We start from the raw sequence: 22,072 nt of genomic DNA on the forward strand, positions 1-22,072 counted from the left end.
GTTGAAAAATCGTCTTTCCGAACGGGACGCCGCGCCAGCTCAGGCACGGAGGTCCGTTTGAGAAAACGTTTCGCTTCGGGAGATTGCGTCAGCGCGGGCCGCACCGCCCGCGGACAAAGGCGCTAACGCCTGTCAGCGTCAGGCCATGTAGACGGCGATGGATGCCAGCAGCAGCATCAGCACGCCGCCAGCCAGCGGAAGCACCAGCGGCATCAGGTGAACGACCGACTCGACAGCGTCATGTTCGACGGCCGCGCTGTGGCTCGGCTCGACGGGAGTGGGATTGGACATCGGGAAATTCCTCGAATACGCAATTGACAAACTGATGGCATTTTACCGGCGGGCCGTCCGGAGCCGTTCTAGGGGGATGCGAGCCCCCAAACAGCGCCCTGCGGGCTTGATCTTGCAGCTCAATGCTGCTCTTCGGCCTCGAAGCCGGCGTCCTTCAGCGCGGACAGCACGCTGGCCAGGTGGGCCCGTCCACGGGTCTGCAGGACCAGCTCGACATCGACGTTCTGCGCCGCCAGCATGGTGAAGGCGCGTTGGTGATGAACCTCGTCGACGTTAGCGCCCGCTTCGGCCACAGTGGCCGTGATGTGGGCCAGCGAGCCCGGCACGTCGCGTGCGCTCACCCGTATGCGCGCCAGCCGCCCCGCCCGAACCATGCCGCGCTCGATGATGGCCGCCAGCAGCAGCGGATCGATGTTGCCACCCGACAGCACCAGGCCCACGCGCTTGCCCCGGAAGCGCTCGGGGTGCCGTATCAGCGCCGCCAGCCCGGCGGCACCCGCACCCTCGACCAGGGTCTTTTCAATCTCCAGCAGCATCAGCACGCCCTGTTCGATGTCGCCTTCATCCACCAGCAGCAGGTCGTCGACCTTGCTCGAGATGATCTGCTGCGTCAGCACACCGGGTGTACCGACCGCGATGCCTTCGGCGATGGTGCTCGAGCCCTGCGCATGGTGGGTACCCTTGACGGCGTTGACCATCGCCGGAAAGCGCGTGGTCTGCACGCCGACGATCTCGATGTCCGGCTTGCGTTCGCGCGCGGCCACTGCCATGCCCGCGATCAGCCCGCCGCCACCGACCGACACCACCAGCGCGTCGAGATCGGGAACGGCGTCGAGCATCTCCAGCGCCACGGTGCCCTGGCCGGCGATGATCGCCTCGTCGTCGTAGGGATGCACGAAGGTCAGCCCCTCGCGCTGCGCAAGCTCGAAAGCATGGGTGCGCGCCGCTTCCAGCGTGTCGCCGTGCAGCACCACCTCGGCGCCGAAGCCGCGCGTGCGTTCGATCTTCACGCCTGGGGTGAACCGCGGCATCACGATCAGCGCCCGCAGGCCGAGGCGTTGCGCGTGATAGGCCACACCCTGCGCATGGTTGCCGGCAGACATGGCGATCACTCCGCGTGTACCGTTCTCGGAAAGATCCACCAGCTTGTTGCATGCCCCCCGCTCCTTGAACGAGGATGTGAACTGCAGGTTCTCGAATTTCAGGAACACCTGAGCGCCGACGATTTCCGAAAGGGTGCGCGACTCTACGCAAGGCGTGTTGAGCACCTGCCCCTGGAGCCGCGCCGCGGCGCGTTCGATTTCCTGGATTCCGACCATGGCGCGCATTGTGGCTGGAATCGCACCCATCAGGGTTTTTCCCGTTTCACGGTCTTCCCGAAGCCAAAAGTCTGCGTTATGGTCTCTCCGAAATTGTCCTCGTTGGAGGTTGCCTGATGGTCAAGCGTGCGGGTGTCGATGTCGTGGCTGCTGCGGTACGCGGGCAGGCATTGCCGTCGCCCGGACTCAAGGAGGCACCGGTGCTCGAGCTCATGTGCTCGCACTTCGTGCTCACGCTCGCAGCCAAGCAGGGGCCGCGCTTCAACGTGCGGCGCGATATCAACGGGCTGCTCTCGCTCACCGGGCGGCATCTCGTGTGGCCTGCCGCGGTACTGCAGCGGCTGCGCGAATTCCTCGGTCGACGCTGTGCCGGCAACGAAGCCTGGAAGGGCGTCGAAGACTTCGACGGTCGCACGCTGCTGGAGCGTCACGGCGTGTGGCGGGGGCCGTACGAGGAAGGCACGCTCTTCTTCTATCTCGACGAATACGCGAAGGACCAGCCCAAGGACCTGCTTTCGGTGCTGGCCGTCACGCGCGACTGGCTCACGCACGCGCTGCGCAAGCAATCGACGCTGGTCGAGAAGAACATCGACGCGCTCGCGGGCCTGCTGCAGCTCAACAAGGCCGAGCGTGCGCTGCTGCTGTACGGCACGCTCGCGCGCTACCAGCGCGACCTGCGCTCGCTGCTGGTCGAGTTCAAGGTCAACAACGCGCCCGAGGCCTATGCCGCCATCGCCGACATCGCCGGCGTGAACGCGAGCGACGTGGGCGAGGCACTGCGCGCCGGTTCGCGGCTCGAGCGCATCGGGCTCGTCGAGAACCTCATCTCCGAGCACAACATCACCGACCTCGCCGACCTCATGAAGGTCAGCGAGAAGCTGCCGCCGGTGCTCATGCGCGAGTACCGCGACCACAACGAGCTGATGGCCGTGTTCACGCGTCCCTCGGCCAAGAGCGCGCTCACGCCGCAGGACTTCTCCTTCGTGCAGGAAGACGCGCAGATGCTCGTCACGCTGCTGCGTGCCGCCGTCGCGCGCAAGGAGCCGGGCGTCAATGTGTTGCTCTACGGCCCGCCAGGCACCGGAAAGACCGAGCTCGCGAAGGTCGTGGCGCAGGCCGCCGGGCTCGAGCTCTTCGAAGTCGAGTACGCGGACCGCGACGGCAACTCGCTCAGCGGCCGCGACCGCTACCGCTCTCTGCAGATCGCGCAGGTGTTCCTCAAGGGCAGCGCACAGGCGGCGCTGCTGTTCGACGAGGTCGAGGACGTGTTCCCGCCCATCAGCACCGAGGCCGCGCAGTTCATGGCACGCGCCGAGCAGATTCCCGCGCCCACCAGCGGCAGCGTGAGCGGCAAGGCCTGGGTCAACCAGATCCTGGAGGCCAACCCGGTGCCCACGCTGTGGGTCACCAACCGCATCGAGCAGATCGACCCGGCCTTCCGCCGGCGCTTCGCCTATCACCTCGAGCTCAAGTCGCCGCCGCCCGGCGCGCGCGAGCAGCTCGTGAAGAAGACGCTCGAAGGCGTGGTCGTGTCCGAAGCCTTCACCGCCAAGCTCGCGGAGCGCAAGGGCCTCACGCCCGCGCAGATCCGTACGGCGGTGCGCTTCGCCGGACTGGCTGGCGCCGAAGGCGCCTCGATGGAAGCGCTCATCGAACGCCAGTTGCGCAATGCCGACCTCGCCCTCGGCACCGCCGATGCCGCGCGCGGTGAACGCCGCAGCGTCACCACCTACGACCTCGACATGCTCAACGTCGAGACCCGCTTCGAGATCCCGCGCATCGTCGAGGCGCTGAAGGCGCGTGGCCACGGCACGCTGTGCTTCTACGGCGCGCCGGGCACCGGCAAGACGGCGCTGGCCGAGCACATCGCCCGCTCGATCGGCCGCCCGCTCATCGTGAAGCAGGCCAGCGACCTCATGAGCAAGTACGTCGGCGAAACCGAGCAGAACATGGCCGCCATGTTCCGCGAGGCCGAGACCGAGAAGGCGGTGCTGCTGCTCGACGAGGCCGACAGCTTCCTGCAGGACCGGCGCGGTGCGCAGCGCACCTACGAGGTCACCGAGGTCAACGAGATGCTGCAGGGCATGGAGCGCTTCAACGGCGTCTTCGTCTGCACCACCAACCTGCTCGACCGGCTCGACCAGGCGGCGCTGCGGCGCTTCACCTTCAAGATCAAGTTCATGCCGCTCACCGCGGCGCAGCGCGAGCGCATGTTCGTCACCGAGGCGCTCGCGGGCGACGCCGAGCTCATGACGGCTGCCATGCGTTCGCGCCTCGCAGCGCTGGGGCAGTTGTGCCCGGGCGATTTCGCGGCGGTGAAAAGGCAGACCGATATCCTGGCCACGGAGTTCTCCGCTAGCGAGTTCCTGGACCAGCTCGAAGCCGAGCACCGCATCAAGCCCGAAGTGCGCGAATCGCGCGGCATGGGCTTCGTGCAGTAGCTCAGGCTCCAGCGGCAAGCCGAAGGCGCGGGCGGCCGTCGCCGCGCAGAACGAAAACATCCGCCCGCCATCGCGGGCACGAGGAGGAGCGCATGGTGGGATCTCGCAAGGTCGACGACGCGCGGCGGCTGCCGCTTCCAGGTGCATGGGCTGCCGCCGGCGCGGCGCTCGCTGCCGCGTTCCTTCTGGCGGGCTGCGGTGGCGGTGGAGGAGGCGGCGGCGGCGGCGGTGGCTTGCCGATCGGCCTGATCCCCGGCGCCACGACACCACCGGCAACAACTCCCCCGAGCAGCGGCGACGGCATCGTCGCCTCGGCCACTGTCGCGGGACTGTGCGCATCGCCGCGCAGCGGCATCAACCCGGACACCAATGCGGCCTATCCCGACCGCGGCGGCACGCTCGACAATGAAAAAAGCTGGGTGCGCGGCTGGATCGACGAAACCTACCTCTGGTACGGCGAAGTGCCCACCACCCTCAAGGCCGCCGACTACGCCACGCCCATCACCTGGTTCAACGTGCTCAAGACGACGGCCACCACGCCCTCGGGCCGCGCCAAGGACCGCTTCCACTTCACCTACGACACCGAGGCGTATCGCCAGCTCACGCAGGGCGGCGTCTCCGCCGGCTACGGCATGGAGACGGCCGCGATACGCAGCTCGCCGCCGCGTGACATCCGCATCGCCTTCGTCGAGCCGAACTCGCCCGCCACCAATGCTGGCCTGCTGCGCGGCGCGAAGATCCTCACCATCGACGGCATCAACGTCGTCAGCAGCACCGGCACGGCCAACGTCAACGCGATCAACGGGGCGCTTTCGCCCAAGGCCATCGGCGAATCGCACACCTTCACCTTCGAGGTGAACGGCGTCGCGCAGTCGCCGGTGCAACTGACGGCCGCGAAGATCACCAGCACGCCGGTGCAGAACGTGCAGGTCATCGACACCGGCAGCGGCCGCGTGGGCTATCTGCTGTTCAACGACCACATCACCACGTCCGAGACGCAGCTCATCAATGCGGTGAACACCTTCAAGCAGGGCGCCGGCATCCAGGACCTGGTGCTCGACATGCGCTACAACGGCGGCGGCCAGTTGCTCATCGCCAGCCGGCTGGCCTACATGATCGCGTCGCCGTCGGTGACAGCCGGCAAGACCTTCGAGCAACTGGTCTTCAACGACAAGAACCCGTTCCACCTCACGGTCGCGCAGACGCTCACGCCCTTCACGGCCACCAGCCGCAGCGGCCAGGCGCTGCCCACGCTGGGCCTCTCGCGCGTGACCGTGCTCACCGGTCCCGACACCTGCTCGGCGAGCGAGTCGGTCGTCAACAGCCTGCGTGGCGTGGGTGTCACCGTCAACCTCGTCGGCGGCACCACCTGCGGCAAGCCCTATGGCTTCTATCCGCAGGACAACTGCGGCACCACCTACTTCGCGATCCAGTTCAAGGGGGTGAACCAGAAGGGCGAGGGCGACTACGGCGACGGCATGGCGCCCAATGCCGGCTGTGTCGTGGCCGACGACTTCAATCACCAGCTCGGCGACAAGGCCGAGGCGCGGCTCGCTGCCGCGCTCGCGCTGCGCAGCTCGGGCTCCTGTCCCGTCTCCGCCAAGACGACCGTGCAGGGCCTGGAGAAGGCGACCGAGCCTGAAGCGGAGCAGCCCTATCTGCGAGGCCGCTCGCCGCTGCGCGAGAACCGCCTGGTCGGCGTGCCCGATCCGGCCTGAGACACCGCGCCGCCCGAGCAGTTCTGAGCGCTGCCAGGGCCTCCTTCGGCTCGCGGAAAACCCCTAGCGCTGGCGCTTGCCACCCCCGTCGCTCGCGCCGTAGAGTGGGTGAAACGTTTGCGCAAAGCTTTGCGCAAACGTTTGTATCTCGGAGCGGCAGGACTTGGCCGGCTTGAGAACCAACTTCCTAGTACCAGGAGAGACACGATGCGCAAATGGATCGGGGCGATGTTGATCGCCGTCATCACGACGTTGGCGGGCTGCGGAGGCGGCGGGAACGGAGGCTCGGGCATCGGCCTCGGTCCGGGCTGGGGCGCTGGGGGCGGTGGTGGATCGGGCGGCGGCAGCGCCGGTCCGCAGAAGATCATCATCGACAGCGACTACAACACCATGAGCGACGATGGCCAGCTCGGCGTGATGGCCGCGCAGCTGCAGGCCGAGGGCAAGGTGCGGGTCATGGGCATCAGCGTGGTCTCGGGCAACCAGTGGCTCAAGCAGGGCGTGGCCGACGCGCTGATGTCGGTGGAGCGCCTGGGCGTGGGCGACCGCATCGGCATCTACTCGGGCGCGAACTACGCGCTGAACCACACCTTTGCCGACGTCGAGGCCGAGATGGCCGCCGGTGCCGGCGGCGATGGCTACCTCGGCGCCTGGGGCGGCCCCGAGCCCAGGACCGATGCCGACCTCAAGCCCTCGCCCGACGGCTTCGCGAAGCACACGGTGCTGCAGCGCAAGACGGCTGTCGACTTCATCGTCGACACCGTGAAGGCCAACCCCGGCGAGATCACCATCCTGGCCATCGGCCCGCTCACCAACATCGCGCTCGCGGTGAAGCAGAACCCCGAGATCGTCCCGCTCATCAAGAAGATCATCTACATGGGCGGCGCCATCGACGTGCCCGGCAACACCACCAAGGCGGCCGAGTTCAACTGGTGGTTCGACCCCGACGCGGCGCAGTTCGTGGTGCGGCTGCCGATCCCGCAGGTCGTGGTGCCGCTGGACGTGACCGACACCGTGTTCCTCACCAAGCCCATCTACGACCGCATTGCGCACCCGGCCAAGCCCACGGCCGTGACCGACGTGTTCCAGAAGCTCAACGGCTACGGCTTCGACGGCAAGAACGGCTTCGAGACCAACCCGAACTACACGCAGAACATCTGGGACACGCTCACGCTGGCCTACCTGATCGACCCGAGCTACGCCACGCAGACGGTGGACCGCTACGTCGACGTCATCGCCAAGCCGGGCGCGGCGGACAACGGCCGCTCCATCGGCTATTCCTCGCAGCCCGCGGGGCCGATGCTGCAGAAGATGACGGTGGTGAAGAAGTTCGACAACGCGCGCTTCTTCGAGCTCTACGTCGACCTGCTCACGCGGCCCGTGCCCGTGGTGTTGCCCTTGACGTCGAACTGAGCGGCGTCATAAGCCGCGCTTATCCAAACGCAACCGGGAGACCCGTTCCCGGCAGGCGCCGTCCTTCGGATACTCGCCCACGTCCGCTTCTCCGCGGACGCACAACGATTCCGACAGAGACGCCGCCGCCGTGCCTTCCCCCATCACCGCCATCGACAGCCACGCCCACGTGTTCGCGCGTGGCCTGCCCCTGGCGGCGACGCGCCGGCACGCGCCTGACTACGAGGCGACGCTGGCCGAGTACCTCTCGCTGCTCGATGCGCACGGCGTCTCGCACGGGGTGCTGGTGCAGCCCAGCTTCCTCGGCACCGACAACGGCTTCCTGATCGACGCGCTGCGCGCGGCCCCCGCCCGCCTGCGCGGCGTCGCGGTGGTCGATCCGCTGGTGGACGACGCCACGCTGCAGGCCATGGCCGAAGCCGGCGTCGTCGGCATCCGCCTCAATATCGTGGGCATGCCGCTGCCCGATCTCGCCCGGCCCGATTGGCAACGGCTCTTCACCCGCGTGAATGCGCTGGGCTGGCATGTGGAGCTGCATCGCGAGTCGCGCGACCTCGCGCTGGCCGCGCAGCCTGTGCTCGATGCCGGATGCGCGTTGGTCGTCGACCATTTCGGCCGGCCCGCATCGGCGCCCGCCGACGATGAAGGCTTCGCCTGGCTGCTCGGCGCCGCGGACTGCGGGCGCATCTGGGTCAAGCTCTCGGCCGCCTACCGCAACTGGCCCGCGTCCACCGATGCCTGCGCGCATGACGCCGCGCAGGCGCTGCTGAAAGCCTTCGGCCCCGAGCGGCTGATGTGGGGCAGCGACTGGCCCCACACCCAGCACCGCGAGATCGCCGACTACACAACCGCCCACGCGACGCTCGCCGGCTGGGTGCCCGACGCCGCCGTGCGCCGACGCATCCTGGTCGACACGCCGGCGCTGCTTTTCAAGTTCAAGACAGGAGACATCAGAGATGACCAATGAAATCACCCGCGCGCGGCTCTTGCGCGCCGTTCCGCTCGCGCTCGCCGGCGCAGCCCTGCTGATGGGCAGCCTGGGTGCGCATGCCCAGGCGTGGCCGTCCAAGCCCGTGCGGCTGGTCGTGAGCTATCCGCCGGGCGGTACGGTCGACGCGGTGGCGCGCATCGTGGCGCCCAGGCTCTCGGCGAAGCTGGGCCAGCCGGTGGTGATCGACAACCGCGGCGGCGCGGGTGGCGCCATCGGCGGCGACCTCGTGGCCAAGAGCGCGCCCGACGGCTACACCGTGCTGCTCGACGCCTCCAACCATGCGCAGAACCCGGCGCTGCGCAAGATGCCCTTTGACACGCTGCGCGAACTGGCGCCGGTGTCGCTGCTGGTGAAGGTGCCCAACGTGCTGGTGGTGAACCCGTCGGCGCCGTTCAAGAGCGTTGCCGACCTGATCGCCCAGGCCAAGGCGAAGCCGGGCGGCATCAACTACGCGTCTTCGGGCAACGGCTCGGCGCAGCACCTCGCGGGCGAACTGTTCGCATCGATGGCGGGCGTGCAGATGACGCACGTGGCCTACAAGGGCGGCGGCCCGGCGCTCACCGACGTGATGTCGGGGCATGTGCCGGTGTTCTTCGCCAGCCTGGCTTCGAGCATGCCCTTCATCAAGGACGGCAAGCTGCGCCCGCTGGCCGTGACCGGCAAGGCGCATGCGCCCGCGCTGCCGCAGCTGCCCACCGTGGCCGAGGCCGGACTGCCCGGCTACGAGGTCTACGAATGGAACGCGGTGTTCGTGCCGGCCGGCACGCCCGCGCCGTTGGCGGAGCGCCTGTCGAAGGAATTCGCCGCCGCGCTCAAGGACCCGGAAGTGCGCAGCCGGCTCGAAGCGCTGGGCGCCGAGGTGATCGGCTCCAGCCCCGCCGAGCTCGACAGCTTTCGCCGCGCCGAGATCGCCAAGTGGACCAAGCTCGCGAAGGACAACAAGATCCAGCTCGATTGAGGCCGCAGCCTCAGCCGCGCAGCATGGCCGCGAACGCGTCGGCGAAGGTGGGCCGAGAGCGCGCCAGCCACAGCGCCGAAAGCTCGAAGGCCGGCAGCCCCGCGCCGTCGCGCACCTCGGCGTAGCGCACGCCTTCGTGCCGCAGCGCGCGCACCGAGCGCGGCAGCAGCGACCAGCCCAGCCCGGCCGCCACGCAGGCCAGCACCGTCAGCGTGCGATTGGCGTCCTGCACCACCCGCGTCTCGTGGCCGGCGCGGCGCAGCGCGCCCAGCAGCTGTGCGCGCAGGGCGGGAATCTGCTGCTCCGGGAACCACACCAGGCCGTGCCGCGCGACATCGGCGAGCGACACGCAGCCGTCCGCATCCAAGGGCCACGCGGCGGGCAGCGCGGCGATCAGCGGCTCCTCGCCCAGCCGCAGCTCGTGCACCCGCGCCGTGACCGACACCGGCGGATGCAGCAGCGCGATGTCGATGCGCCCGCCTTCCAGCGCCGCCACCTGCTCGGCGTTGCTCATCTCGCGCAGCACCACGTCGAGCTGCGGATGCTCGGCGCGCAGCCGGCGCAGCGCGTTCGGCAGCACCTCGTACACCGCATGCGTGACGAAGCCGATCGTGAGCCGTCCCGCGCGGCCCGCGCCCATCGCGCGGGCACGCTCGGTGGCCGCATCGCCATAGGCCAGGCTGGCGCGCAGGTCGTCGATGACGGCCCGGCCCGCATCGGTGAGCAGGGCGCCGCGGCGCGTGCGCGTGAAGAGCGGCGTGCCGAGCTCCTTCTCGAGCCGGTTCAGCGTCTGCGTGAGCGCCGGCTGCGCCAGGCCCAGCCGCTCGGCCGCCTTGGTGAGGCTGCCCGCCTCGGCGATCGCGACGACGCAGCGCATCTGGCGGGTGTCCACGGCGGCGCCCCTGTTCTCTTCTTTCAGGCCGTCAGAAGGCTTCGCAGACGCGCAGCACCTCGCTGCCGTAGGCCTCGAGCTTCTTGGTGCCGATGCCGCTGATGCCCTGCAGGTCCTCCAGCGAGGCGGGCGCGCGCTCGGCGATGGCCGCCAGCGTGGCGTCGTGGAAGATCACGTAGGCCGGCAGGTTGTGCTCCTTCGCCACCTCGGCGCGCCAGGCCTTGAGCGCGTCGAAGCGCTTGCGGCCCGTCTCGTCGAGCTTGGCGGCGGCCGGCGGCGGCGCGCCCTTGGCGGCCTTCTCGCGCCGGGGCTTGCGCTCGGCGGGCGACGACACCGATTCGCGCAGCGTCACCGGCGTCTCGCCCCTGAGCACGGCGCGCGAGCCCTCGGTGAGCTTCAGCGTGTTGAAGGCCTCCGCGTCCACCGCCAGCGCGCCGGTGGCGATCAGCTGGCGCAGCACGCCGCGCAGCGCCACCTCGCTGAACTCCGCGCCGATGCCGAAGGTGCTGATGCGCTCGTGGCCGAACTGCTTGACCTTCTCGGTCGTCTTGCCGCGCAGGATGTCCATGATGTGCCCGGCGCCGAAGCTGATGCCGCTCAACTGCTGCACGCGGTAGATGGTGCTCAGCAGCTTGCGCGCGGCATCGGTGCCGTCCCACACCTGCGGCGGGTTCAGGCAGTTGTCGCAGTTGCCGCAGGGCGTGCTCTTCTCGCCGAAGTAGCCCAAGAGGCGCACGCGCCGGCAGTCGCTCGCCTCGGCCAGCGAGAGCAGGGCGTCGAGCTTGCCACGCATCACCTGCTTGAATTCCTCGCCGGCGGGGCTCTCGTCGATCATGCGGCGCTGGTTGACCACGTCCTGCAGGCCGTAGGCCATCCAGGCGTCGGCTGGGCCGCCGTCACGGCCTGCGCGGCCGGTTTCCTGGTAGTAGCCCTCGATGTTCTTGGGCATGTCGAGGTGGCCGACGAAGCGCACGTCGGGCTTGTCGATGCCCATGCCGAAGGCGATGGTGGCGACCATCACGATGCCTTCCTCGCGCAGGAAGCGGTCCTGGTGCTGCTGGCGCACCGCGGCGTCGAGGCCCGCGTGGTAGGGCAGGGCGTTGATGCCCGCGTCGCGCAGTTGCACCGCCACGTCTTCCACCCGCTTGCGCGACTGGCAATAGACCACGCCCGCGTCGCCCTCGTGCTCGCGCTCGATGAAGCGCAGCAGCTGCGTGGTGGCGTCCTTCTTCTCGACGATGGTGTAGCGGATGTTCGGCCGGTCGAAGCTGGAGACGAACTGGCGCGCGTCCTCCAGCTGCAGCCGCTCGACGATGTCGGCCCGCGTGAGCGCGTCGGCCGTGGCGGTGAGCGCGATGCGCGGCACGCCCGCGTAGCGCTCGTGCAGCACGGTGAGCGCGCGGTACTCGGGGCGGAAGTCGTGGCCCCACTGGCTCACGCAATGCGCCTCGTCGATGGCGAAGAGCGACAGCTTGCCGCGCTCCTTCAGCGAATCGAGTTGCGACAGGAAGCGCGGCGTGTTCACGCGCTCGGGCGCCGCGTACAGCAGCGTGATCTCGCCGCGCAGCATGCGGCGCTCGACATCCTGCGTCTCTTCCCAGTCGAGCGTGGAGTTGAGGAAGGCCGCGCTCACGCCGGCCTCGTGCAGCGCGCCCACCTGGTCGTGCATCAGCGCGATCAGCGGCGACACCACGATCGCCACGCCCTTGCCCGCGCGCTGCCGGGCGATCGCCGGGATCTGGTAGCACAGCGACTTGCCGCCGCCCGTGGGCATCAGCACCAGCGCGTCGCCGCCGGCCACCACGTGGTCGACGATGTCCTGCTGGGCCCCCCGGAACTGCGCATAGCCGAAGACCTCGTGGAGGATGTCGGAGGGGGCGCTGCTGCCGGAGATGTCGATGGGTTGGGGGGCGAGAGAGGACACGGGCGGCGGGCGGGGGGAGGTCGGAAGGGAGGGGAAAGAGGGCGGCCGTCGATTGTCCCCCAGCGCCACAGATATGACTGTGGCACGAGGTTTGCAATGGTTGCTGCCGTCCTGCGTCCCTCCTGTCTAGACAGCAAAAAGGTGCATTTCCCAAGCAAATGCACCAGAAATGGTCTTTCGGGTTATCCTGTATATACAAGTTGGGGCGCCTGGCAACAATGCGAGGCGTGCGTTACCCGGCCATCGGGCTCGCCGCCGAGCCTTTTTCCCTCAAAGAACAGACCCAGGAGTACCCATGGTCAAGACGGTAGTTGTGAAGTTCGCCTCGCTGGTTGCAGCGGGCGCATGTGCGGCAGGCATGGCCGGAACGGCCGCCGCCCAGGATCTGACGAAGATCTCGCTCGGCATGTCCGGCTGGACCGGCTTCGCGCCGCTCTCGCTGGCGGACAAGGCCGGCATCTTCAAGAAGAACGGCCTGGACGTCGAGCTCAAGATGATCCCGCAGAAGGACCGCCACCTCGCGCTGGCCTCCGGCGCCATCCAGTGCGCGGCCACCACGGTCGAGACGCACGTGGCCTGGAACGCCAACGGCGTGCCGATCGTGCAGATCTTCCAGATGGACAAGTCCTACGGCGCCGACGGCCTCGCGGTGCGCGGCGACGTCAGCAAGTTCTCCGACCTCAAGGGCAAGACCATCGGCGTCGACGCCCCCGGCACCGCGCCCTACTTCGGCCTGGCCTGGATGCTCAGCAAGAACGGCATGTCGCTGAAGGACGTGAAGACCACCACGCTGTCGCCGCAGGCCTCGGCCCAGGCCTTCGTGGCCGGCCAGAACGACGCCGCCATGACCTACGAGCCGTATCTCTCGACCGTGCGCGCCAACCCAGCCGCCGGCAAGATCCTGGCCACCACGCTCGACTACCCGATGGTGATGGACACCGTCGGCTGCGCGCCCACTTGGCTCAAGGCCAACGCCAAGGCCGCCGCCGCGCTCACCAAGTCGTACTTCGACGCGCTGGACATGATCAAGGCCGAGCCCGAGAAGTCGAACGAACTGATGGGCTCCGCCGTGAAGCAGAGCGGCGAGCAGTTCGCCAAGTCGTCGGCCTTCCTGCGCTGGCAGGACAAGGCGGCCAACCAGAAGTTCTTCGCGGGCGAACTCACCAGCTTCATGAAGGAAGCCACGCCGATCCTTCTGGAAGCCGGCGTGATCCGCAAGGCGCCGGAAGATCTCTCGGCCACCTTCGATGCAAGCTTCGTCAAGTAAGGCCTGTCAGATGTCGCAGATGCCGTCCGCCATGGTGGCCGCAGCGCCAGCCTCGAGGCCCGCAGCGGTGCCTGTCGTCGCGCCCGCGCGCCGCCGCGCGCTCGCGCCACTGGAGCCCATCGGCACGCGCGCCCGCGTGCTGCTGGGGCTCGCCTTCTTCGTCGTCTTCGTGCTCGTGTGGGCCATCGCCACGCTCGGCGGCTTCGTGCCGCCGACCTTCCTCGCGAGTCCGCCGACCATGGTCAAGGAAGGCTGGCTGCTCTTCACCGAGTACGGCTTCATCGGCGACATCGGCATGACCGTGTGGCGCGTGTTCGGCGGCTTCCTGCTGGCGGCCGTGTTCGCCGTGCCGCTGGGCATCGCCATGGGCACATGGAAGGCCGTGGAAGCCTTCTTCGAGCCCTTCGTGTCCTTCTGCCGCTACCTGCCGGCCTCGGCCTTCATTCCGCTGCTCATCCTGTGGGCGGGCCTGGGCGAGATGCAGAAGCTGCTGGTGATCTTCATCGGCTCCTTCTTCCAGATCGTGCTGATGGTGGCCGTCACCGTGGGCGGCGCGCGGCGCGACCTCGTGGAGGCCGCCTACACGCTGGGCGCCAACAGCCGCGGCATCGTGGCGCGCGTGCTCATTCCGGGCGCGGCGCCGGGCATCGCCGAGACGCTGCGCCTCGTGCTCGGCTGGGCATGGACCTACGTGATCGTGGCGGAGCTGATCGGCTCCTCCTCGGGCATCGGCCACATGATCACCGACAGCCAGGCGCTGCTGAACACCGGCCAGATCATCTTCGGGATCATCGTGATCGGCGTCATCGGCCTTTTGTCCGACTTCGCCTTCAAGGCAATCAACCGCCGTCTCTTCGCGTGGGCAGCACTGTGATGTCGCAGAACCAACTTTCCATCCAGGGCGTCTCGCGCGTCTTCACCGGCGCCAAGGGCCAGCGCACGCAGGCGCTGCAGCCGATCGACTTCGAGGTGAAGGAGAACGACTTCGTCACCATCCTCGGCCCCTCGGGCTGCGGCAAGTCGACGCTGCTGCGCATCGTGGCGGGGCTCGACTTCCCGACCACCGGGCAGGTGCTGCTCGACGGCCAGCGCATCGAAGGCCCGGGCGCCGACCGCGGCGTGGTGTTCCAGAGCTACACGCTCTTTCCGTGGCTCACGGTGGCGCAGAACATCCGCTTCGGCCTGCGCGAGCGCGGCATGAGCGAGGCCGACCAGAAGGAGCGCAGCGAATTCTTCATCGCCAAGGTCGGCCTGCGCGGCTTCGAGAACCACTTCCCGAAGCAGCTCTCCGGCGGCATGCAGCAGCGCACGGCCATCGCGCGCGCGCTGGCCAACGACCCCAAGATGCTGCTGCTGGACGAACCCTTCGGCGCGCTCGACAACCAGACTCGCGTGCTCATGCAGGAGCTGCTGCTGGGCATCTGGGAGTCGGCGCAGAAGACGGTGCTGTTCGTCACGCACGACATCGACGAAGCGATCTTCATGGCCAACCGCGTGGCGGTGTTCAGCGCGCGGCCCGGGCGCATCAAGACCGAGATCGCGGTCGACTTCCCGCACCCACGCAGCTACACCATCAAGACCTCGCCGGAGTTCATGGAGATCAAGGCGCGCCTGACAGAAGAAATCCGCGCCGAATCGATGGCCGCGGCGGAGCATTGACGAAGACACGATGAAACGCGACCTGCCGACCCTCGCGCTCTACGCGCAAGTCATGGATCACATCTCCCGCAAGATCCAGGACGGGACGTGGCCGCCCGGCCACCGCCTGCCGTCGGAGCACGAACTGGTCGCGCAGTTCGGCATGGCGCGCATGACGGTGAACCGCGCGCTGCGCGAGCTGGTGGAGCAGGGCCGCATCGTGCGCGTGGCGGGCGTCGGCAGCTTCGTGGCGGAGAACAAGCCGCAGTCCACGCTGCTGCAGATCGCCAACATCGCCAGCGAGATCCGCCAGCGCGGGCACGACTACCGCTGCGAGATGATCGCCGTCGAGCGCCTCGCCGCCTCGCCCGACGTGGCCGCATGGCTCGACAAGCGCGCCGGCGACTCGGTGTTCCACAGCGTGTGCCTGCACCTGGAGAACGGCACGCCGGTGCAGCTGGAGGAGCGCTTCGTCAACCCGCAGGTGGTGCCCGACTACCTCGAGCAGGACTTCTCGGCGACGCCGCCCAGCGAGTACCTGGTGCGCAACGTGCCCTTCGACCAGATCGAGCACGTGGTCGACGCAGTGCTGCCCAACGCCGAGCAGGCCGAGCGCCTCGCGATGACGCCCACTGACCCCTGCCTGCTGCTCACGCGCCGCACCTGGTCGCGCAACGTCCCCGTGACCTGGGTGCGCTGCCTGCACCCCGGTTCGCGCTACAGCCTGGGAAGCCGTTTCAAGGCCGACGGCAACCCCAGCTTCGGCTGAAGCAATGAACTCTCCCCCAGTCTTCGCGCACTTCGTGTCGCTTCGCCAACCCCCTCGCCGGGGGCAACACCTGCGGCCCGGCAAAGCCGGTTCCGCGGTGTTCCGCGAAGGGCCGTAGGTCTTTTTTAACGTCGTCATCGGCTTCGATTTCACTCGCAACTACTTGTATAGACAGGTTCACATGACAAGCAAACATACCGCCAACCCAGAAGCCTCCCTGATCCTCACGCCCGGCAAGGTCGACCTCGCCACGCTGCGTCGCATCCAGGCCGGCGGCGTGCGCCTGTCGCTCGATGCGTCGGTGCGCGAGGGCATGCAGCGCGCCGAGGCCGCCGTGCGCCATATCGTCGAGAACGACCAGGTGGTCTACGGCATCAACACCGGCTTCGGCAAGCTCGCGAGCACGCGCATCGGCAACGACCACCTGGCCGAGCTGCAGCGCAACCTGGTGCTCTCGCACAGCGTGGGCACGGGCGAGCCGCTGGCCGCGCCTGTCGTGCGCATGATCCTCGCGACCAAGGCGGTGAGCCTGGCGCGCGGTCACTCGGGCGTGCGGCCCGCGCTGGCCGACGCGCTGCTGGCGCTGTTCAATGCGGGCGTGATGCCGCGCATCCCGGCCAAGGGCTCGGTCGGCGCCTCGGGCGACCTCGCGCCGCTCGCGCACCTGGCCTGCGTGCTGATCGGCGAGGGCGAGGCCACGCTGGCCGACGGCACCGTGGTCAGCGGCGCCGAGGCGATGAAGCACATCGGCCTCGAACCCTTCGTGCTCGGCCCGAAGGAAGGCCTGGCGCTGCTCAACGGCACGCAGGTATCGACCGCGCTCGCGCTGGCCGGCCTCTTCGGCGCGGAAGACGTATTCGCCGCCGCGCTGATGTCGGGCGCACTGTCGCTCGAAGCCATCCAGGGCTCCATCAAGCCCTTCGACGCGCGAATCCACGCCGCGCGCGGCCAGCCGGGCCAGATCGCCGTGGCGGGCGCGGTGCGCACGCTGCTCGAAGGCAGCGAAATCGTTCCCTCGCACGCGGACTGCGGTCGCGTGCAGGATCCGTATTCCGTGCGCTGCATCCCGCAGGTGATGGGCGCCTGCCTCGACAACCTCGCGCACGCCGCGCGCGTGCTGGTCATCGAAGCCAATGCCGCGTCGGACAACCCGCTGGTCTTCACGGACACGGGCGAGGTCATCTCGGGCGGCAACTTCCACGCCGAGCCCGTCGCCTTCGCGGCCGACATCGTGGCGCTGGCCGTGAGCGAAGTCGGCGCGATCTCCGAGCGCCGCCTCGCGCTGCTGCTGGACAGCGGCCTGTCGGGCCTGCCGCCTTTCCTGGTGCGCGACGGCGGCCTGAACTCCGGCTTCATGATCGCGCAGGTCACGGCCGCGGCACTTGCGTCGGAGAACAAGTCGCTCGCGCACCCCGCCAGCGTCGACAGCCTGCCGACCTCCGCCAACCAGGAAGACCACGTGTCGATGGCCACCTTCGCGGGCCGCCGCCTGGCCGACATGGTCGACAACACGGCTGTTGTCGTCGGCATCGAAGCGATGGCCGCCGCGCAGGGCATCGAACTCAAACGCAAGCTCAAGAGCTCGCCGCTGGTCGAAGCCGAATTCGCCGCCATCCGCCGCAAGGTCGCCTTCCTCGAGACCGACCGCTATCTCGCCCCCGACATCGAAGCCATGCGCCAGTGGGCGCTGAAGGCCGAGCTGCCGGCCGCGCTGCTCGACATCCTGCCCAGCCACTCGTAAAACACACCCCGATTAGGAGAACCACGCCATGAACGCTCCCGACAAATTTGCCCTGAACACTGCCACCGACCCGCGCCACGACCCGACGCGCGTGATCCGCGCCCCGCGCGGCAGCGAGCTCAACTGCAAGAGCTGGCTCACCGAGGCTCCCTTCCGCATGCTGCAGAACAACCTCGACGCCGAGGTGGCAGAGCGCCCGCAGGACCTGGTGGTGTACGGCGGCATCGGCCGCGCCGCGCGCGACTGGGCCTGCTTCGACCAGATCCTCGCCTCGCTGAAGGAGCTGAACGACGACGAGACGCTGCTCGTCCAGTCGGGCAAGCCCGTCGGCGTCTTCAAGACGCACGAGAACGCGCCGCGCGTGCTGCTGGCCAATTCGAACCTCGTGCCGAAGTGGGCCAACTGGGAGCACTTCAACGAACTCGACCGCAAGGGCCTCTTCATGTACGGCCAGATGACGGCCGGCAGCTGGATCTACATCGGCAGCCAGGGCATCGTGCAGGGCACCTTCGAGACCTTCGTGGAGGCCGGCCGCCAGCACTACAACAACAGCCTCGCGGGCAAGTGGATCCTCACGGCCGGCCTGGGCGGCATGGGCGGCGCGCAGCCTCTGGCGGCCACGCTGGCCGGCGCTGTGTCGCTCAACATCGAGTGCCAGCAGTCGAGCATCGACTTCCGCCTGCGCACCCGCTACGTCGACAAGCAGGCGCGCGACATCGACCACGCCTTCGAACTCATCAAGCAGCATTGCGATGCGAAGGAAGCCGTGTCGATCGCGCTGCTGGGCAACGCGGCCGAAATCCTGCCCGAGCTGGTGAAGCGTGCGAAGGCCGGCGGCCTGAAGCCCGACCTCGTGACCGACCAGACCTCCGCGCACGACCTGATCAACGGCTATCTGCCGGCCGGCTGGACCGTGCCGCAATGGCAGGCTGCGATGAAAGACCCGGCTCAGCACGAAGCGCTGAAGAAGGCCGCCGCGAAGTCGTGCGCCGTGCACGTGCAGGCCATGCTCGACTTCCAGGCCATGGGCATTCCCACGGTCGACTACGGCAACAACATCCGCCAGGTGGCCTTCGACGAAGGCGTGAAGAACGCCTTCGACTTCCCCGGCTTCGTGCCGGCCTACATCCGTCCGCTCTTCTGCGAGGGCAAGGGCCCGTTCCGCTGGGTGGCACTCTCGGGCGACCCGGAAGACATCTACAAGACCGACGCCAAGATCAAGGAGCTGTTCCCCGAGAACAAGCACACGCACCGCTGGCTCGACATGGCGCGCGAGCGCATCGCCTTCCAGGGCCTGCCGGCGCGCATCTGCTGGCTGGGCCTGGGCGAGCGCCACATCGCGGGCCTGGCCTTCAACGAGATGGTGAAGAACGGCGAGCTGAAGGCGCCCATCGTCATCGGCCGCGATCACCTCGACACCGGCTCGGTCGCCAGCCCCAACCGCGAGACCGAAGCGATGAAGGACGGCACCGACGCGGTGAGCGACTGGCCGCTGCTCAACGCGCTGCTCAACACCGCAGGCGGCGCCACCTGGGTCAGCCTGCACCACGGCGGCGGCGTAGGCATGGGCTATTCGCAGCACTCGGGCGTGGTGATCGTTTGCGACGGTACCGACGCGGCCGCCAGGCGCATCGAGCGCGTGCTCTTCAACGACCCGGCCACGGGCGTGATGCGCCATGCCGACGCGGGCTACGACATTGCCGTCGCCACCGCGAAGAAGCAGGGCCTTAAGCTGCCGATGGTGAAGTGAGGGCGGGCGCCGCCGCGAAGAACGGCGGCACCTTAAGCCGAAGGTAGAAAGAAAAAGCAGGCCCATTCCCACTCGATGGGAATACGGGCTTGGAAGTGGGAACGGCGGGCAAGATACTGCACGCCGGTTCCATTCATCCGATCGACCGCATGACGACCCCGACCGACGCCCCCGCCAACGACCGCGCGCTCTTCGTGCTGTCGGTGCTGGCGCAGAGCAAGGCGTCGATGACGGCGGCCGAGCTGGTGCGGGCCACGGGTCTCTCGCAAAGCACGCTGTACCGGCAGATCGCCACCTTGCGTCGCTGGGGCTTCGTGATGGAGTCCGATGGCCGCTACTCGCCGGGCCCGGTCAGCGTGCAGCTGGCCACCGGCTTCGACGGCAACTCCGACCTCGTGATCGCCGCGCGCGCCGACATGCGCCTGCTGGCGCAGCAAAGCCACGAGAGCGTGGCGCTGGTCACGGCGGTGAACGACCGCGTCGTGTGCCTGGAGATGATCGACAGCGAACAGTCGCTGCGCTGCTCCTTCGACCGCGGCCGCAGCGTGCCCGCGCGCGACGGCGCCAGCGCCAAGTGCCTGCTGGCCCACATGCCGATCGACCAGCGCGACGCCCTGCTCGACGGCCTCGGCGAAAGCCCCGAGCGCCGCGCCGAGCGCGCCGCCGAACTCGACGCCATCCGCGAGGCCGGCCATGCCGTGACTCACGGCGAGGTCGACGCCGGCGTGTGGGGCGCGAGCGCGCCGGTGCTGGCCCCGGGCCGCCGCCTGCGCGGCGCGATCACGCTGATGGCACCGCTCACGCGCGTCGAGGGCATGGAAGCTGCATTGCTGCACATGACCGTCGTCACGGCGGCGCGCATCTCGCGGGCGCTGCAGTAGCCACGCCAGCTCTTCTTTCTTTTCTTTCCCTCTCACCTCCACTCACACCACGAAAGCCCATCGCCATGAACACCCGCCGTTCCATCGTCGCCGCCGCACTCTCCGGCCTTGCCATCTTCGGTTTCGCGGGTGCCGCGCATGCGCAGGGCGAGCCGCTGCGCGTGGCCACCGACGCCACCTTCCCGCCGATGGAATTCGTGGAGAACGGCAAGCGCACCGGCTTCGACGTGGAGCTGGTCGAGGCCGTCGGCAAGACGCTGGGCCGCAAGATCGAATGGATCGACATCGACTTCAAGGGCCTCGTGCCGGGCCTGATCTCCAAGCGCTTCGACATGGCAGTCTCTGGCATCTACATCACCGACGAGCGCAAGAAGGTGGTCGACTTCACCGTGCCCTATTACGCGGGCGGCCTCGTGGTGATGGTGAAGGACGGCAACACGGCCATCAAGACGCCGGCCGACATCAACGGCAAGAAGGTCAGCGTGCAGGTGGGCACCAAGTCGGTGAGCTACACGAAGGAGAAATTCCCGCAGGTGCAGCTGATGGAAGTCGAGAAGAACCAGGAGATGTTCAACCTCGTCGACATCGGCCGCGCCGACGCCGCCGTGACGGGCAAGCCCGCCGCCTACCAGTACGTGCGCACGCGCGGCGGCCTGAAGGTGCTGCCCGAGCAGATCACCACCGAGGAATACGGCATGGCCATCCGCAAGGACACGCCCGAGCTGACCAAGGCGGTGAACGGTGCCATCGAGAAGCTGAAAGCGGACGGCACCTACGACCAGATCGTCAAGAAGTGGTTCAGCACGGCCGCCAAGTAAGCCCGCCATGGATCTCGATTTCTCGCCCGTCTGGGAAGGCTGGCACGACCTGCTGCGCGGCGCGCTGGTCACGGTGGAAATCACCGCCTGCGCGCTGGCGCTGGGCTGCGTGCTGGGCCTGCTGGTCGGCATCGGCCGGCTGAACCCAAAGCGGCGCTGGCTCTACGGCATCTGCACGGCCTACGTGGCGGCCATCCGTGGCACACCGCTGCTGGTGCAGCTGTTCATCCTGTTCTTCGGCCTGCCGCACTTCGGCATCCTGCTGCCGGCCTTCGTGTGCGGCGTGCTGGGGCTCGGCGTGTATTCGGGCGCCTACGTGTCGGAGATCGTGCGCGGCGCGATCCAGTCGATCGACAAGGGCCAGACCATGGCGGCGCAGTCGCTGGGCATGACGCCCGGCCTCGCGATGCGCCACATCGTGCTGCCGCAGGCGGTGGTGCGCATGATCCCGCCGCTGGGCAACGAGTTCATCGCGCTCATCAAGAACTCGGCGCTGGTGTCGCTGCTGACCATCCACGACGTGATGCACGAGGGGCAGAAGATCATCAGCGTGTCGTACCGCTCGCTGGAGGTGTACCTGGCCATCGCGGTCGTGTACTTCGTGCTCACCGGCACGATGACGCTGGTGCTGCGGCATTTCGAACAGCGACTGCGCCAGGGCGGGATGGTGCGATGACCGGCGTGCTTCGTCGCTTCTCGCGCACCTCCCTGCCCGCCACGCCGTGGAAGAACGGCGGCGGCACCACGCAGGAGATCGCCAGCTGGCCGCAGGGCGCGGGGCTCGACAGCTTCGGCTGGCGCGTGAGCATCGCCACCATCGCGGCGTCGGGGCCGTTCTCGGTATTCGCGGGCGTGGACCGCAGCATCACGCTGCTCGAGGGCGACGGCGTGCGGCTCTTCACGCACGAAGGGCGCATCGAACACCGGCTCGACACCGCACTGCAGCCATTCGCTTTCAGCGGCGACGAGGCCATCGACTGCACGCTGCTCGGCGGCGCCTCGAACGACTTCAACGTGATGACGCGGCGCGGCCAGTGGCGCGCCGAAGTCCGCTTGCTGGACGGCGCCACGGCCATCGAGCCCGCGCCGCATGGCGTGCTGCTGGCGCTGCGCGGTGCCTGGCGCCTGGACGACGAAGCCTGCGGCGAGGGCGAAGGCCTGCAGTGGGCCGATGCCGCGCGTGGCTGGCAGGCGCTGCCCGAGGGTGCCGGCGCGCGGCTGCTCGCGGTGCGCATCCTGCCGACGCAACAACAGGAGTGAC

The 22,072-nt window shown here is 68.4% G+C and carries 19 protein-coding genes; 15 read left to right on the forward strand and 4 right to left on the reverse strand.

All coding sequences use genetic code 11. The features are described from left to right. Positions 1 to 138: 138 nt before the first annotated feature. Both ABL838_RS01070 and ABL838_RS01075 read right to left on the reverse strand, forming a co-directional pair. Positions 139 to 291, reverse strand: a complete 153-nt coding sequence (locus tag ABL838_RS01070; protein ID WP_165909630.1) for a hypothetical protein — start codon at positions 289 to 291, stop codon at positions 139 to 141. Between the two features lie 119 nt (positions 292 to 410). Continuing rightward, positions 411 to 1,610 carry a threonine ammonia-lyase gene (locus ABL838_RS01075; RefSeq protein ID WP_418123713.1) on the reverse strand — a complete coding sequence of 400 codons (1,200 nt, stop codon included), beginning with the start codon at positions 1,608 to 1,610 and terminating at the stop codon, positions 411 to 413. 116 nt (positions 1,611 to 1,726) lie between these two features. On the opposite strand from ABL838_RS01075, the gene ABL838_RS01080 reads away from it, so the two are divergent. From ABL838_RS01080 to ABL838_RS01100, 5 genes are all read left to right on the forward strand, one after another. Next, positions 1,727 to 4,051, forward strand: coding sequence for an ATP-binding protein (locus ABL838_RS01080; RefSeq protein WP_369660087.1), 2,325 nt, complete (start codon positions 1,727 to 1,729; stop codon positions 4,049 to 4,051). A 92-nt stretch (positions 4,052 to 4,143) separates the two neighbouring features. Continuing rightward, the gene (locus tag ABL838_RS01085; protein ID WP_418123715.1) at positions 4,144 to 5,769 is read left to right on the forward strand and encodes a S41 family peptidase; all 1,626 of its coding nucleotides are present in this window, start codon (positions 4,144 to 4,146) and stop codon (positions 5,767 to 5,769) included. 207 nt (positions 5,770 to 5,976) lie between these two features. Next, positions 5,977 to 7,182 carry a nucleoside hydrolase gene (locus tag ABL838_RS01090; RefSeq protein ID WP_418123717.1) on the forward strand — a complete coding sequence of 402 codons (1,206 nt, stop codon included), beginning with the start codon at positions 5,977 to 5,979 and terminating at the stop codon, positions 7,180 to 7,182. 130 nt (positions 7,183 to 7,312) lie between these two features. After that, on the forward strand, positions 7,313 to 8,149 hold the full coding sequence (locus ABL838_RS01095; protein ID WP_418123719.1) for an amidohydrolase family protein: 837 nt from the start codon (positions 7,313 to 7,315) through the stop codon (positions 8,147 to 8,149). Next, a complete protein-coding gene (locus ABL838_RS01100; protein WP_418118697.1) occupies positions 8,139 to 9,131 on the forward strand; it encodes a tripartite tricarboxylate transporter substrate binding protein in 993 nt (330 codons plus the stop codon). The genes ABL838_RS01095 and ABL838_RS01100 overlap by 11 nt, the downstream gene beginning before the upstream one ends. A gap of 10 nt (positions 9,132 to 9,141) precedes the next feature. Here ABL838_RS01100 and ABL838_RS01105 read toward each other — a convergent pair whose 3' ends face one another. Then, the gene (locus ABL838_RS01105; protein ID WP_418118698.1) at positions 9,142 to 10,023 is read right to left on the reverse strand and encodes a LysR family transcriptional regulator; all 882 of its coding nucleotides are present in this window, start codon (positions 10,021 to 10,023) and stop codon (positions 9,142 to 9,144) included. A 31-nt stretch (positions 10,024 to 10,054) separates the two neighbouring features. Further along, entirely contained in the window at positions 10,055 to 11,947 is a 1,893-nt protein-coding gene (gene recQ, locus ABL838_RS01110; protein ID WP_418123721.1) for a DNA helicase RecQ, read from the reverse strand. 295 nt (positions 11,948 to 12,242) lie between these two features. On the opposite strand from recQ, the gene ABL838_RS01115 reads away from it, so the two are divergent. The 10 genes from ABL838_RS01115 to ABL838_RS01160 all read left to right on the forward strand — a co-directional run bounded on the left by ABL838_RS01115 (position 12,243) and on the right by ABL838_RS01160 (position 22,071). Beyond that, entirely contained in the window at positions 12,243 to 13,214 is a 972-nt protein-coding gene (locus ABL838_RS01115; protein ID WP_126022527.1) for an ABC transporter substrate-binding protein, read from the forward strand. Positions 13,215 to 13,233: 19 nt separating this feature from the next. Further along, complete coding sequence (locus tag ABL838_RS01120; RefSeq protein WP_418120425.1) at positions 13,234 to 14,088, forward strand: ABC transporter permease; 855 nt, start codon at positions 13,234 to 13,236, stop codon at positions 14,086 to 14,088. Beyond that, positions 14,088 to 14,873 carry an ABC transporter ATP-binding protein gene (locus tag ABL838_RS01125; protein ID WP_369660081.1) on the forward strand — a complete coding sequence of 262 codons (786 nt, stop codon included), beginning with the start codon at positions 14,088 to 14,090 and terminating at the stop codon, positions 14,871 to 14,873. Before ABL838_RS01120 ends, ABL838_RS01125 begins: the two co-directional genes overlap by 1 nt. Positions 14,874 to 14,883: 10 nt before the next feature. Beyond that, complete coding sequence (gene hutC, locus ABL838_RS01130; RefSeq protein WP_126022525.1) at positions 14,884 to 15,621, forward strand: histidine utilization repressor; 738 nt, start codon at positions 14,884 to 14,886, stop codon at positions 15,619 to 15,621. A gap of 181 nt (positions 15,622 to 15,802) precedes the next feature. Next, positions 15,803 to 17,362 carry a histidine ammonia-lyase gene (gene hutH, locus ABL838_RS01135; protein WP_418123723.1) on the forward strand — a complete coding sequence of 520 codons (1,560 nt, stop codon included), beginning with the start codon at positions 15,803 to 15,805 and terminating at the stop codon, positions 17,360 to 17,362. 28 nt (positions 17,363 to 17,390) lie between these two features. Beyond that, positions 17,391 to 19,112 carry a urocanate hydratase gene (gene hutU / locus ABL838_RS01140; RefSeq protein WP_418123725.1) on the forward strand — a complete coding sequence of 574 codons (1,722 nt, stop codon included), beginning with the start codon at positions 17,391 to 17,393 and terminating at the stop codon, positions 19,110 to 19,112. A gap of 149 nt (positions 19,113 to 19,261) precedes the next feature. Continuing rightward, the gene (locus ABL838_RS01145) at positions 19,262 to 19,993 is read left to right on the forward strand and encodes an IclR family transcriptional regulator (RefSeq protein WP_418123727.1); all 732 of its coding nucleotides are present in this window, start codon (positions 19,262 to 19,264) and stop codon (positions 19,991 to 19,993) included. A 65-nt stretch (positions 19,994 to 20,058) separates the two neighbouring features. Next, positions 20,059 to 20,811 carry a transporter substrate-binding domain-containing protein gene (locus tag ABL838_RS01150; protein ID WP_418123729.1) on the forward strand — a complete coding sequence of 251 codons (753 nt, stop codon included), beginning with the start codon at positions 20,059 to 20,061 and terminating at the stop codon, positions 20,809 to 20,811. Positions 20,812 to 20,818: 7 nt separating this feature from the next. Next, the gene (locus ABL838_RS01155) at positions 20,819 to 21,487 is read left to right on the forward strand and encodes an amino acid ABC transporter permease (RefSeq protein WP_369660077.1); all 669 of its coding nucleotides are present in this window, start codon (positions 20,819 to 20,821) and stop codon (positions 21,485 to 21,487) included. Beyond that, positions 21,484 to 22,071, forward strand: a complete 588-nt coding sequence (locus tag ABL838_RS01160; protein WP_418123731.1) for a HutD family protein — start codon at positions 21,484 to 21,486, stop codon at positions 22,069 to 22,071. Before ABL838_RS01155 ends, ABL838_RS01160 begins: the two co-directional genes overlap by 4 nt. Position 22,072 lies beyond the last annotated feature (1 nt).

Origin of the sequence: Variovorax sp. 160MFSha2.1, assembly GCF_048305075.1 — a bacterium.
GTDB classification, from domain to species: domain Bacteria; phylum Pseudomonadota; class Gammaproteobacteria; order Burkholderiales; family Burkholderiaceae_C; genus Variovorax; species Variovorax guangxiensis.

Excerpts from the sequence above, each read along its gene's own strand:
- ABL838_RS01070 (WP_165909630.1), bottom strand. The coding sequence starts at position 291 with ATGTCCAATCCCACTCCCGTCGAGCCGAGCCACAGCGCGGCCGTCGAA.
- ABL838_RS01075 (WP_418123713.1), bottom strand. The coding sequence starts at position 1,610 with ATGGTCGGAATCCAGGAAATCGAACGCGCCGCGGCGCGGCTCCAGGGG.
- ABL838_RS01080 (WP_369660087.1), top strand. The coding sequence starts at position 1,727 with ATGGTCAAGCGTGCGGGTGTCGATGTCGTGGCTGCTGCGGTACGCGGG.
- ABL838_RS01085 (WP_418123715.1), top strand. The coding sequence starts at position 4,144 with ATGGTGGGATCTCGCAAGGTCGACGACGCGCGGCGGCTGCCGCTTCCA.
- ABL838_RS01090 (WP_418123717.1), top strand. The coding sequence starts at position 5,977 with ATGCGCAAATGGATCGGGGCGATGTTGATCGCCGTCATCACGACGTTG.
- ABL838_RS01100 (WP_418118697.1), top strand. The coding sequence starts at position 8,139 with ATGACCAATGAAATCACCCGCGCGCGGCTCTTGCGCGCCGTTCCGCTC.
- ABL838_RS01115 (WP_126022527.1), top strand. The coding sequence starts at position 12,243 with ATGGTCAAGACGGTAGTTGTGAAGTTCGCCTCGCTGGTTGCAGCGGGC.
- ABL838_RS01120 (WP_418120425.1), top strand. The coding sequence starts at position 13,234 with ATGCCGTCCGCCATGGTGGCCGCAGCGCCAGCCTCGAGGCCCGCAGCG.
- ABL838_RS01125 (WP_369660081.1), top strand. The coding sequence starts at position 14,088 with ATGTCGCAGAACCAACTTTCCATCCAGGGCGTCTCGCGCGTCTTCACC.
- hutC (WP_126022525.1), top strand. The coding sequence starts at position 14,884 with ATGAAACGCGACCTGCCGACCCTCGCGCTCTACGCGCAAGTCATGGAT.
- hutH (WP_418123723.1), top strand. The coding sequence starts at position 15,803 with ATGACAAGCAAACATACCGCCAACCCAGAAGCCTCCCTGATCCTCACG.
- hutU (WP_418123725.1), top strand. The coding sequence starts at position 17,391 with ATGAACGCTCCCGACAAATTTGCCCTGAACACTGCCACCGACCCGCGC.
- ABL838_RS01145 (WP_418123727.1), top strand. The coding sequence starts at position 19,262 with ATGACGACCCCGACCGACGCCCCCGCCAACGACCGCGCGCTCTTCGTG.
- ABL838_RS01150 (WP_418123729.1), top strand. The coding sequence starts at position 20,059 with ATGAACACCCGCCGTTCCATCGTCGCCGCCGCACTCTCCGGCCTTGCC.
- ABL838_RS01155 (WP_369660077.1), top strand. The coding sequence starts at position 20,819 with ATGGATCTCGATTTCTCGCCCGTCTGGGAAGGCTGGCACGACCTGCTG.
- ABL838_RS01160 (WP_418123731.1), top strand. The coding sequence starts at position 21,484 with ATGACCGGCGTGCTTCGTCGCTTCTCGCGCACCTCCCTGCCCGCCACG.